Source organism: Streptomyces sp. NPDC006476 (assembly GCF_040612015.1).
Classification (GTDB): Bacteria; Actinomycetota; Actinomycetes; order Streptomycetales; family Streptomycetaceae; genus Streptomyces; species Streptomyces griseorubiginosus_B.
Window position 1 is genome coordinate 1 of sequence record NZ_JBEXPK010000027.1, and the last position, 12249, is coordinate 12249.

Annotated in this window: 7 protein-coding genes and 1 pseudogene; 2 read left to right on the forward strand and 6 right to left on the reverse strand. The window is 71.1% G+C overall.

Going from position 1 to position 12249, the window contains the following annotated elements; genetic code table 11:
* Together ABZZ74_RS28205 and ABZZ74_RS28210 are read right to left on the reverse strand one after the other, a co-directional pair.
* Positions 1-785, reverse strand: a 785-nt coding sequence (locus tag ABZZ74_RS28205; RefSeq protein WP_356769549.1) for a maltotransferase domain-containing protein, incomplete at its 3' end; no start/stop codon positions are given.
* Between the two features lie 260 nt (positions 786-1045).
* Entirely contained in the window at positions 1046-2248 is a 1203-nt protein-coding gene (locus ABZZ74_RS28210; protein ID WP_356769551.1) for a S8 family peptidase, read from the reverse strand.
* 274 nt (positions 2249-2522) lie between these two features.
* Between ABZZ74_RS28210 and ABZZ74_RS28215 the strand changes: the two genes are divergently transcribed.
* Positions 2523-5141, forward strand: coding sequence for a glycosyltransferase family 1 protein (locus ABZZ74_RS28215; RefSeq protein WP_356769748.1), 2619 nt, complete (start codon positions 2523-2525; stop codon positions 5139-5141).
* Positions 5142-5190: 49 nt separating this feature from the next.
* Positions 5191-5523: pseudogene (locus ABZZ74_RS28220) on the forward strand (SitI3 family protein); the annotation flags it as partial.
* Positions 5524-5630: 107 nt separating this feature from the next.
* Here ABZZ74_RS28220 and ABZZ74_RS28225 read toward each other — a convergent pair.
* From ABZZ74_RS28225 to ABZZ74_RS28240, 4 genes are all read right to left on the reverse strand, one after another.
* Positions 5631-6140, reverse strand: a complete 510-nt coding sequence (locus tag ABZZ74_RS28225) for a DUF1990 domain-containing protein (protein ID WP_356769553.1) — start codon at positions 6138-6140, stop codon at positions 5631-5633.
* 69 nt (positions 6141-6209) lie between these two features.
* A complete protein-coding gene (locus ABZZ74_RS28230; RefSeq protein WP_356769555.1) occupies positions 6210-7871 on the reverse strand; it encodes a M4 family metallopeptidase in 1662 nt (553 codons plus the stop codon).
* Between the two features lie 243 nt (positions 7872-8114).
* Positions 8115-10169, reverse strand: a complete 2055-nt coding sequence (locus tag ABZZ74_RS28235) for a M4 family metallopeptidase (RefSeq protein ID WP_356769557.1) — start codon at positions 10167-10169, stop codon at positions 8115-8117.
* Between the two features lie 273 nt (positions 10170-10442).
* Entirely contained in the window at positions 10443-12131 is a 1689-nt protein-coding gene (locus ABZZ74_RS28240) for an ABC transporter ATP-binding protein (RefSeq protein ID WP_356769559.1), read from the reverse strand.
* Positions 12132-12249 lie beyond the last annotated feature (118 nt).

Here is a 12249-nt window from a genome sequence, read left to right on the forward strand (position 1 = left end):
GGCAGCCGGCGGGCGGCGGTGCGGAAGGTGCCGTGGGGCTGCTCGGCGGTGCCCTCGGAGCGGGGGAAGAACTCGTACCAGGCGCCGTACAGGGCCCGTTCCCGCTCCACCAGCAGCGGCAGCGTCTCGGAGGCCGTCACCAGCTCCCGCAGCGGATGCCGGGCCAGGACCGCGTCCACCTCCGGCGTCAACGCCGCCGCCAGACGGGCCGTGGGTGGGCGGCTCTCGTCGCGCAGGGCGGCGACGGCGGCCAGTACTATGTCACATTCCACTGGCGGCAGACCGTCCGCCGCCCGCTCGTACAGCCGCGCCCCCTCCTCCAGCACCAGATCCGTGTCCATCCCCGCCGGGATCTTGATCTGGGCGTGATGGCGCCAGGTGGTGATCGGGTCGCCCCAGGCCTCCACGGTGTACGTCCACCGGCCGGGGGCGCCCGCGGTGACGGTCGCGCCCCAGCGGTCGGTGCCCGGCGCCAGCTCGCGCATCGGCGTCCAGGGGCCCGGGCGGCCCTCGGGATCGGTCAGGACGACGTTCGCGGCGACCGCGTCGTGTCCCTCGCGGAAGACGGTGGCCGAGATCTCGAACGACTCCCCGGTGACGGCCTTGGCGGGCCTGCGGCCGTGCTGAACGACCGGGCTGACGTCGAGGACCGGTATGCGCCCGATGCCGGCGGTGGCGCCCGCGGAGGGTGGCTCCGGGGCCGGCGGTCCGGAATCGGCCGGGCGCACGGGAGGCGCTTCGGTGCTGGGTGTCGGGGGTGCTGACGAGTGGTGCGTGGCGGGCATGACCGCTCCTGTCCGCGTCATACAGGTGGTGGGCGGATGGGTGTGGGGAGGTGGGTCCTGCGTGTGGTGGTGCTGGGTGTTTCTCCGGAGTACCCGAGAGACGGGCCGGTCTACCGGAGGAGCCTTCCCACCCTATTCGGGTGGGCAATCCGGCACTTTGTTAACTACTCACGCGTATGTCTACGCACAAGACCGGCCCCGTTCGTGAACGAACGGGGCCGGAAACCGGACTCTTCGATGACGAGTCCGGGACTGCGCCCCTACGAGGGCGGTACTTGCAGCAGTTCGTCCGGTGACCCGAGGCCCCGCCCGGACACCTTCCCGGGCACCGCCAGCTTCACGAGCGCCTTGGCGACCTGGGCCGGTGTGGCCTTCGGATGCCCGGCCAGGTAGAGGGCGGCCGCGCCCGTGGCGTGCGGAGTCGCCATCGACGTACCGGAGAAGGTGGCTTTCCCGGTGTCGCTCGCGTACCAGGCCGAGGTGATCGACACACCGGGGGCGAACAGGTCGACGGCCGAGCCGAAGTTGGAGAAGGCCGCCCGTGCGTCCTTCCGGTCCGTCGCGCCGACGGTGACGGCCTCCTTGACGTCCGCCGGGGAGTACAGGGCGGCCGCCAGGCCGTCGTTGCCCGCGGCGACGACGTAGGTGACACCGGAGGCGATGGAGTTGCGTACGGCCGTGTCCAGCTGGGCGTTGTGGGAGCCGCCGAGGCTGAGATTGGCCACGGCGGGCTTGTGCGCGTGCTTGGTCACCCAGTCGATACCCGCGATGACCTGCGAGGTCGTACCGGAGCCGTCGTCGCCGAGGACGCGGACGGAGACCACCTCGGCCCGTTTGGCCACCCCGTAGGTGCGGCCCGCGATGGTGCCGGCGACATGGGTGCCGTGGCCGTTGCCATCGGCGGCGGTCCCGTCGTTGTCGACGAAGTCCCAGCCGTAGCTCGCCCGCCCGCCGAAGTCCTTGTGCGTGATCCGGACGCCGGTGTCGATCACATAGGCCGTCACCCCGGCGCCTGCGGACCGGGGCCAGGCGTAGGCCCGGTCCAGGGGCAGGGCCGGCTGGTCGATCCGGTCCAGGCCCCAGGACGGCGGGTTCCGCTGCGTGTCGTCGAGGGCGACGCGGGTGTCCTGGACGACCGAGGCGACCTGCGGGTCCGCCGCCAGGAGCCGGGCCTGTCTCTCGTTGGCCCGGACAGCGTAGCCGTTGAGGACCGTGCCGTAGGTCTGGCTTATTCTCGCCCCGTATTTCTCGGCGATGCCCTTTCCGGCCGCCGACGGGGCCTTCGTACCCCCCTTGAGCGTCACCAGATAGCTTCCGCTGACGGAGCCGGGCTCACCGGCGCCGAGTATCCGCCCCTGAGCTGCGGCGTGCGCGGGCAGGGTGCCGGACGAGAGCGCGGCGACGCAGGCCACCGCGGTCAGGCCCCCCAGCCGGCGCAGACGCAGCGTTCGCGTCCGTGCCATGTCCGAGTTCCCCCTCCTTCGACTGCACCTGGCAGCCTCTGGTGCAGCCTCTCGTGCGGTGAGAAACGCCACAAGGGTGCCTACGGGGCGGAATCGGCCATGTCGGCCATGGCGGACGGGCGAAGGTTGCGGTGATTTCCGGACTGTGTACGACTGTGCGACAGGCTTGGTTGTCCCGTGGTTGCGGACCCCCTCTCCCCGATACCGTCGATATTGACGACGGGGCGCACACTGCCGTGCGTCCTCCTGTTGTGCACGTATGCCGAGGTGGAATGTGAAGGCGATCCGGCGATTTTCTGTCCGTCCCGTTCTCCCCGAACCCCTCCGGCCGCTCGGTGATCTGGCGCGTAATCTGCGCTGGTCCTGGCATGCCGAGACCCGTGACCTCTTCCAGTCCGTCGATCCCGAACGCTGGGCCGCCTCGGAGGGCGATCCCGTCCGGCTCCTGGGCGGCGTCTCCCCGACGCGCCTCGCGGAGCTGGCCGAGGACCGCCGCTTCCTGCGCAGGCTGGGCGCGGTGCAGGACGATCTCGACGACTACATGACCGGCGAGCGCTGGTATCAGGCGCAGTCCGGTGAACTGCCCGCCGCCGTCGCCTACTTCTCGCCCGAATTCGGCATCACGGCCGCCCTGCCGCAGTACTCCGGCGGCCTCGGCATCCTGGCCGGCGACCATCTCAAGGCGGCCAGCGACCTGGGTGTCCCGTTGATCGGCGTGGGCCTGCTCTACCGGCACGGCTACTTCCGCCAGTCGCTGTCCCGGGACGGCTGGCAGCAGGAGCACTACCCGGTCCTCGATCCCAACGAGCTGCCGGTCGCCCAGCTGAGCGAGGACGACGGCACCCCCGCCCAGGTCTCCCTCGCGCTGCCCGGCGGCAAGCGGCTGCACGCCCGCGTCTGGCTGGCCCAGGTGGGGCGGGTCCCGCTGCTGATGCTGGACTCCGACGTCGAGGAGAACGACCCCGGCGAGCGCGGGGTGACCGACCGGCTCTACGGCGGCGGCAGCGAGCACCGCCTGCTGCAGGAGATGCTGCTCGGCATAGGAGGGGTCCGCGCGGTACGGGCGTACTGCCGGCTGACCGGCCACCCGGAGCCGGAGGTCTTCCACACCAACGAGGGGCACGCTGGCTTCCTCGGCCTGGAGCGCATCGCCGAACTGTGCGCCCGGGGGCTGGACTTCGACTCCGCGCTGGAGGCCGTCCGGGCCGGAACCGTCTTCACCACCCACACCCCGGTCCCGGCCGGCATCGACCGCTTCGACCGCGAACTCGTCGCCCACCACTTCGGTTCCGACGCGGAGCTGCCGAGCATCGACGTCGAACGGATCCTCCAGCTCGGCATGGAGACCTACCCCGGGGGTGAGCCCAACCTGTTCAACATGGCCGTGATGGGCCTGCGCCTCGGCCAGCGCGCCAACGGCGTCTCGCTGCTGCACGGCCAGGTCAGCCGGGAGATGTTCTCCGGACTCTGGCCGGGATTCGACCCCGAGGAGGTGCCGATCACCTCCGTCACCAACGGAGTCCACGCGCCCACCTGGGTGGCCCCCGAGGTCTTCCGGCTCGGCGCCCGGCAGATCGGCGCCCAGCGCACCGAGGACGCCCTGACGGTCGGCGGCTCGGACCGCTGGGACGCCGTCGCGGAGATCCCGGACCAGGACATCTGGGAGCTGCGCCGCAACCTGCGCGAGCAGCTGGTGGACGAGGTACGGTCCCGGCTGCGCGCCTCCTGGCGGCAACGCGGCGCCGGGACGGCCGAGCTGGGCTGGATCGACGGTGTCCTCGACCCGGACGTGCTGACCATCGGGTTCGCGCGCAGGGTCCCGTCGTACAAGCGGCTGACGCTGATGCTCCGCGACCGCGACCGGCTGATGGACCTGCTGCTCCACCCCGAGCGGCCCGTCCAGATCGTCGTCGCGGGCAAGGCGCACCCGGCGGACGACGGCGGCAAGCGTCTGGTCCAGGAGCTGGTCCGGTTCGCCGACGACCCGCGGGTGCGCCACCGCATCGTCTTCCTGCCCGACTACGGCATGGCGATGGCGCAGAAGCTCTACCCCGGCTGCGACATCTGGCTGAACAACCCGCTCCGGCCCCTGGAGGCCTGCGGCACCTCGGGCATGAAGGCGGCGCTCAACGGCTGCCTCAACCTCTCGGTGCTGGACGGCTGGTGGGACGAATGGTTCCAGCCGGACTTCGGCTGGGCGATCCCGACGGCGGACGGTGTGGGCACGGATCCCGACCGCCGGGACGACATAGAGGCCGCGGCGCTCTACGACCTCCTGGAGCAGCGGGTGGCGCCCCGCTTCTACGAGCGCGGCCAGCACGGGCTGCCCGACCGCTGGATCGAGATGGTCCGCCAGACGCTGACGCTCCTCGGCCCCAAGGTGCTGGCCGGCCGGATGGTCCGTGAGTACGTCGAGCGGCTCTACACGCCCGCCGCGCACGCCCACCGGGCCATGGACCCCGACTCGGCGCGCGAACTCGCCGCCTGGAAGGGGCGGGTGCGGGCAGCCTGGCACGGGGTGACCTTCGACCACGTCGAGACCTCCGCCGCCACGACCACCGCGGAACTCGGCAGCACGCTCGGGCTGCGGGTGCGCGTCGGGCTCGGCGAGCTCGGACCCGAGGACGTCGAGGTGCAGGTGGTCTCGGGTCGGGTGGACTCCCAGGACGGCATCGCCGACGCGACCACGGTCCCCCTCAAGCCGGCGGGCGGCCCCGACCCCGAGGGCCGCTGGATCTACGAGGGCCCCCTGTCGCTGGACCGCACGGGCCCCTACGGCTACACCGTCCGCATCCTCCCGACCCACCGACTCCTCGCCTCCAGCACAGAGCTGGGCCTGGTGACGGTGCCGACGGAGGAGACGGCGGAGGGAGCGGGGGTGCTGTTCCGCTGACGGCGCGAGGGCGGGCGATCTTTGCCCGCCTTCGACGTCTCGTCGAGGGGACAGAAGGAACATGAACTCGGAGCGGCCGCCGCAGCCGTGGCACCCGGTCGTCACCGCCTTCGGGTTCACCCCGACGGTGACCGTGGGATTCCGCATGACCAAGGGAGTCGAGGTCGCGGACCAGCAGGACGACATGATCCGGCTCGTCGCGCCCCTGCTGGCACGCGTGGCGGGCGACGCCGTGCTGCACTTCCAGTTCGAGGTGGTCTGGCTGCTCCGCAAGGACGGCGGGCTGAGCCTCAGCGAGTGGGAGGACATCTGGCCTCCCCGGCGGCTGGCCCTCGTGACACAACCCCACCGTCGGCAGACCCACAGCATGGACTTGGACTGAGCCGCCAGTGACGTTCCGGGAATTCTCCAGTCCCTCAGGCGCTGCGCGAGCAGCACGCGCGAGCGATGCCGGCGTGACCGTCGGCCCCGCTGATCCGTGTGCGAGGGTCACCACTCCGAGACGTCGGCGCAGAGTTTCCGCAGGATCTTCCCGCAGCGCCGGGCGTAGGCGTTCTGCAGTCCCCGGGTCGCCGGGCCGCCGGCCTTTGCGTACCACTTGGCGGGGCGGCTGAAGGCGGTCACCGTCAGCCAGACCGTGCCGTCGCCGGTTCGCTCCACGAGGAAGGATTCCTCGCCGCACTCCGGGTGGCCGGCCAGCGTGCCGTAGGCCCAGCCGGCGCGGCGGGGTTCCTCGACGGTGTAGACGACCCGGCAGGGCGCCTTGATCACGCCGGCGAGGGTGACGGTGACGTCGACGTCCGGTGCGGCCCGCTCCGCCGCAGTGTCGATGCCGACGCCGAGCTCGCGGTGCATCTCCCAGGTCAGCACCGCGTCGGCGGCTCTGCGGAAGACCTTCTCGCCCTCGCCGATCCGGGACCGCACATGCAGGGAGTGGAAGCCCGGCGGGCAGAAGCCGGCCCGACGAGTCGCGCCGACGTCTTGGTACGTGAAGGACATGGGACACAAGGGTAGGGCGGTACCCGGGACCGCCTGCGTCCCGGGTACCGCCCGCCAACCCCCCTCGGGTCAGCTCACGTTGACGGCGGACCAGGCGGCCGCCACCGCGTTGTACTCGGTGCTGCCGGAGCCGTACAGGGCGGCCGCGGCGCTCAGCGTGCCGGTGCGGGCCGACTTGTAGTTGGTCGTCGACGTGAAGTACGTCGTCAGCGCCTTGTACCAGATCTGCAGCGCCTTGGCGCGGCCGATGCCGGTGACCGTGGAGCCGTTGTACGTCGGCGAGTTGTAGCTCACCCCGTTGATCGTCTTCGAGCCGCTGCCCTCGGACAGCAGGTAGAAGAAGTGGTTGGCGACACCCGACGAGTAGTGCACGTCGAGGTTCTTCACGGACGAGGACCAGTAGTCGGCGCTGCCGCCGTCCTTGCTGGGCTTGTCCATGTAGCGCAGCGGGCTGCCGTCGCCGTTGATGTCGATCTTCTCGCCGATCAGGTAGTCACCCGGGTCGGAGGCGTTGGCGGCGTAGAACTCCACGCCGGTGCCGAAGATGTCGGAGGTGGCCTCGTTCAGACCGCCCGACTCACCCGAGTAGTTGAGCCCGGCGGTGTTCGAGGTGACACCGTGGCTCATCTCGTGGCCGGCCACGTCCAGCGAGGTCAGCGGGTGGGTGTTGCCGTCACCGTCGCCGTAGGTCATGCAGAAGCAGCTGTCGTCCCAGAAGGCGTTGACGTAGTTGCTGCTGTAGTGGACCCGGGAGTAGGCGCCGACACCGTCGTTCTTGATGCCGCTGCGGCCGAAGGTGGCCTTGTAGAAGTCCCAGGTCTCCTGCGCGCCGTAGGCGGCGTCCGCGGCCGCCGTCACGTCGGTGCTGGAGCTGGAGGCGGCGCCGGTGCCCCAGGTGTTGGTGGTGTTGGTGAACAGCGTCCCGGTGCCCGACGTGCCGTGCTTCAGGTTGTACGTCTTGTGGTTGCCGCGCGAGCCGTCGGTCAGCGAGTACGTCGAACCCGACAGCGTGGTGGTCAGGCTGACCGTGCCCGAGTACAGCGTCTTGCCGGTGCCGGTCGCGTTCTCGATGCCCTGGTACTCGAAGAGCTTCTTGCCGGTCGCGGCGTCGGTGATGACGTGCAGCTGGTTCGGGGTGCCGTCGTCCTGCAGGCCGCCGACGATGGTCTCGTAGGCGAGGACGGGCGTGCCGGAGCCGGCCCAGATCACCTTGCGGGCGCCGTCCGCGGTGGACTTGGCGGAGCCGAGGCTCTTGGCGGCGGACACCGCCTGCTTCTCCGCCTTGGCCGCGGTGATCTGCGGCTTGAGCGAGGCGACCTTGATGGCCGCCTTGGTCGCTCTGGTGACGCCCTCGGCCTTGCCGGCCTTCGAGGTGTGCACCACGAGGTCGCCGCCGAGGACCGGCAGGCCCGCGTAGGTGCGCTCGTAGCGGGTGTGGACGGTGCCGTCGGCGTCCCTGACGACGTCCTTGACGACCAGCTTCTCCTTGGCGCCGAGGCCTATCTGCTGAGCCGTCTCGGCCACGTCGGCCTGGGCCTTCTGGATGAGCGAGGTGCGTGCGGCGGCCGACAGCAGGGTCGGTGCGGCGGCCGGGTGTGCGATGGCCGTGCCCGCCTGGGTCTGGGCGGAGGCCGCACCGGTGGTCAGACCGGTGGTGAGGAGGGCTCCGGCGGCAACGGCGGTCGCGACGGCCAGAGTCGTGCGCTTGTGACGCGCGTAGAGGGGGGTCACACAAGCTCCTTGTGGTGGGGGAGTCCTCACCCGGCGTGGGGCAGCCGGAGGAGGGGGTGCAGTGAAGTTGTGCGGCGGTTGTCAGGAAGCGTGGCACCAGGGGCGCGTACATGTCATGACCCCGACGTGATGTTGGCCGAAAACCGTCTCCCCGGTGAACGTTTCAAGAATGTAAACGGGCGCCGCCCCCGGGAGTGGGACCCCCCGGGGCGGCGCCCTCGTTCCGATGCCGTCACCCGCGGTCTACGGGAACGTCAGCTTCCAGCTGTTGATCTTCCCGACGTCCTGTGCCGCCTGATCCTGAACCCGCAACTTCCAGGTCCCGTTGGCTGTTTCGGACGAGGCGTTGACCGTGTAGGTCGCCTGCACGTTGTCCGCCGAGTCGGAGGAGCTGAAGTTCTTCAGGCGGTACGCGGTGCCCGACGGACCCAGCAGATCGATCACCAGGTCGCCCCGCCAGGTGTGTGTGATGTCCACGCTCACCTGAAGGTTGCTTGGCGCGTTTCCGCTCCTGCCCGAGACGGTGATGGAGGAGGTGACGGCGGGCCCGTTGTCCGGGATCGACACGGGTGTCGTGTTCTCGTACGACGTCCCGCCTCCGCCGCCCCCGCCGGAGCGCGAGCCGACCGCGATGGCCGCCCAGGCGTCCTGCACCGCCTTGTACTCGGCGCTCGTCGTGCCGTACAGCTCCCCGGCCGCCGCCAGGGTGCCGGTGCGGGCGGAGGCGTAGTTGGTGGTGGACGTGAACTTGGTGGTCAGCGCCCGGTACCAGATCTGCAGCGCCTTGTCCCGGCCGATGCCGGTGACCGGAAGCCCGTCCGCGGTGGGCGAGTTGTAGCTGACGCCGTTGATGACCTTGGCGCCGCTGCCCTCGCTCAGCAGATAGAAGAAGTGGTTGGCCGGACCGGACGAGTAGTGCACGTCCAGGTTGCCGAGCCCCGAGTACCAGCTGTCCTTGGACGAGCCGTCCTTGCTGGGCTTGTCCATGTAGCGCAGCGGGGTGCCGTCGCCGTTGATGTCGATCTTCTCGCCGATGAGGTAGTCGCCGACGTCGGTCGAGTTGTTGGCGTAGAACTCCACGCCGGTGCCGAAGATGTCGGAGGTGGCCTCGTTCAACCCACCCGACTCACCGCTGTAGTTGAGGCCCGCGGTGTTCGAGGTGACGCCGTGGCTCATCTCGTGGCCGGCCACGTCGATGGCGGTCAGCGGGTCCGCGTTGCCGGAGCCGTCGCCGTAGGTCATGCAGAAGCAGCTGTCGTCCCAGAACGCGTTCACGTACGAGTTGCCGTAGTGGACGCGGGAGTAGGCGCCGACGCCGTTGTTCTTGATGCCGCTGCGGCCGAAGGTGTTCTTGTAGAAGTCCCAGGTCTCCGCGGCCCCGTAGTGCGCGTCGGCGCCCGCCGTCGCGGCGTTCGACGTGGTCCCGTTGCCCCAGGTGTTGGACGTCTGCGAGAACAGCGTGCCGGTGCCGGACGTACCGTGGTTCAGGTTGTACGTCTTGTGGCCGCCGCGGTCGCCGTCGGTCAGCGTGTAGTTCGAGCCCGACTGGGTCGTCGTCAGCGAGACCGTGCCGCTGTACTGGGTGTTGCCGACACCGGTCGCGGTCTCGATGCCCTGGTACTCGAAGAGCTTCTTGCCCGTGGTCGCGTCCGTGATGAGGTGCAGCTGGTTCGGCGTGCCGTCGTCCTGGAAGCCGCCGATGACGGTCTCGTACGCCAGGACGGGCTTGCCGCTCGCCGCCCAGACGACCTCGCGGGCGCCGTCGGCGCTCGCCTTGGTGCCGCCGAGGGCCTTCGCCCGGCTGACGGCCTGCTTCTCGGCGGTCGCCTTCGTGATGTCCGGGGTCAGGTCCGCGACCTTGATCGCCGCGTTCGTCGCCTTGATGACGTCCTTGGTGGCGCCCGACTTGGCGGTGTCGACGACCAGGTCCCCGCCGAGGACCGGCAGTCCGGCGTAGGTGCGCTCGTAGCGGGTGTGCACGGTGCCGTCCGCGTCCTTGACGACGTCCCGGGCTATCAGCTTCTCCTTGGCCCCCAGGCCGATGTCCCGGGCGGTCTGCGCGCGGGCGGTGTCGGCGTCGCGCAGCAGTTCGGCGCGCTGCGAGGGGGAGAGGTGCACTGCCGCGTGGGCGGGGTTGCCCTTGACCGCGGCCGACGGCGTCTTCTGGGCGGGGGCGGCGGACGCCGCGCCCGACTGGACGGCCGCGGCGAGCAGGGCGGTGACCCCGGCGAGGGCCACGGCGGCGGCCCGGCGGTGCGCGGTGGGGGAGGTGCGTCTGCGAGAGGAACTGCTTCTCAACACTGACTCCTTCTGCATGGCCACGGGGTGCGCGGCCAGGGGAGATCCGGACGGTGGGTCGACCGTCCGGGCAGAACTGGGGGTGGAGCTGTGGGGTTGCTGTGTTGAAGCTGTGGGAAGGGTGGCAGCAGTCTGCGGTTTCTGTCAGGACCGCGTCAGAAAGTTGGCCGGAAATGGTTCGTTGTCCGGAGGTTCATGTTCGGTATGCGGACCATTGGCCGGTCGTCCGGCGCCCCTGGTGTACCGGTCGGTTCCGGCGCCCCTGGTGCAGGGTCACCCGTGCCAGGTCCGCCACAGCGCCGCGTACGCCCCCTGCGCGGTCACCAGCTCCTCGTGCGTGCCGAGTTCGGTGAGGAGGCCGTCCTCCATGACCGCCACGCGGTCCGCGTCATGGGCGGTGTGCAGACGGTGGGCGATGGCGATGACGGTACGGCCCTCCAGCACGGCCGCCAGGGCGCGCTCGGTGTGCCGGGCGGTCGTCGGGTCCAGCAGCGCGGTCGCCTCGTCGAGGATCAGCGTGTGCGGGTCGGCCAGCACCACCCGGGCGAGGGCGAGTTGCTGCGCCTGGGAGCCGTCCGTGCGGCGGCCCCCCTCGCCGAGCCTCGTGTCGAGACCGTCCGGCAGCTCCCGCACCCACTCGTCGGCGCCCACCGCCGTGAGCGCCGCCCACAACTCCGCGTCCGACGCGGTGGGTTCGGCGATACGGAGGTTGTCGCGGACGGTGCCGAGGAAGACGTGGTGCTCCTGGGTGACCAGGACGACCTGCCGGCGCAGCTGCTCGGGGCCTAGCTCGACGACGGGCACACCGCCCACGGTCACCGTGCCCTCGGTCGGCGCGTCGACGCCCGCGAGGAGCCGGCTGAGGGTCGTCTTCCCCGCGCCGGACGGGCCGACGACGGCCAGCCGCTCACCGGGCCGCACCGTCAGGTCGACCCCGCGCAGCACCTCGCCCCCGCGGTCGTAGGCGTACCGCACCCCCCTCACGTCGATCCGGTCGTCGGCCGGCGCGGCGGCGTCCGTCGTCTCCGTCCGCGGGGCCCGGGCCAGCCCCTCCACGCGGGCGAACGAGGCGCCGCTGTTCTGCAGTTGCTCGACCCGCATCAGGATCTCGTCGAGGGGGCCGCTGAGCCGCTGCAGATACAGCGCCGCCGTGACGACCGCGCCCAGGCTGAGGGTGCCGCGGTCGTGCAGCAGGCCGCCGACGAGGAGGACGGAGGCGACCGGGACGAGGTAGCAGATCTCGACCGACGGGAAGAACACGGTGCGCAGGAACAGGGTGTAGAGGCGGGTGCGGCGGGAGGTCTCCAGGGCGTCGCGGCTCGCCGAGACACGGCGCTTCTCCAGGCGCAGCGCCTCGACCGTACGGGCGCCGGAGGCCGTGGCCGCGAGGATCTCGGCGACGTCGGAGGTGGCGGCCCCCTCGGCGAGGTAGCCCGCCCGCGCCCTGGCCAGATACCAGCGCAGGGCGCACCAGATGCCGACCAGCCCGAGCAGTCCGCAGCCGCCGAGCAGGGGGTTCAGGGCGAACACCGCGCCGAGCAGGAACAGCGCCTGAACGCCGTTGACGAGCAGGTCCGGGCCGACGTCGCGCAGGGTGGTGCCGACCAGGGCGACGTCCGCCGTGCCGCGGGCGGTGAGGTCGCCGGTGCCGGCGCGTTCCACCACGGCGGCGGGCAGGGCGAGGGCGCGGTCGACGAACTGTTCGCGGACGCGGGCGAGGGTGCGCTCGCCGAAGCGGTGGCCTGTGTAGCGGGCCCAGCGGGCCAGCATGAGCTGGGCGACGGAGCAGAGCAGGATGGCCAGGGCGAGGTGGTCGACGGCGCCTACGCCCTTGCCGGCGCGGACGTCGTCGACGATGCGGCCGACCAGGTAGGGGCCGGCGAGGCCCGCTGCGGCGGCGAGGGCGTTGAGGGTGAGGGTGGCGGTGAATGACTTTGCGTCCGCGCGGAGGAGGCGGAACATTGCTCGGCGGACGTCTTGGGGGGCGGCTACGGGGAGTTTGGACGGGGAGAGCTCGGGGGGTTCGGTGCGTTGCGATCTGCGGGAGCGTTGGGGCTGGTCGCGCAGTTCCCCGCGCCCC

Bases quoted from the DNA above. Each gene is read 5' to 3' on its own strand.
- ABZZ74_RS28210 (WP_356769551.1), bottom strand. From the start codon at position 2,248: ATGGCACGGACGCGAACGCTGCGTCTGCGCCGGCTGGGGGGCCTGACC.
- ABZZ74_RS28225 (WP_356769553.1), bottom strand. From the start codon at position 6,140: ATGTCCTTCACGTACCAAGACGTCGGCGCGACTCGTCGGGCCGGCTTC.
- ABZZ74_RS28240 (WP_356769559.1), bottom strand. From the start codon at position 12,131: ATGTTCCGCCTCCTCCGCGCGGACGCAAAGTCATTCACCGCCACCCTC.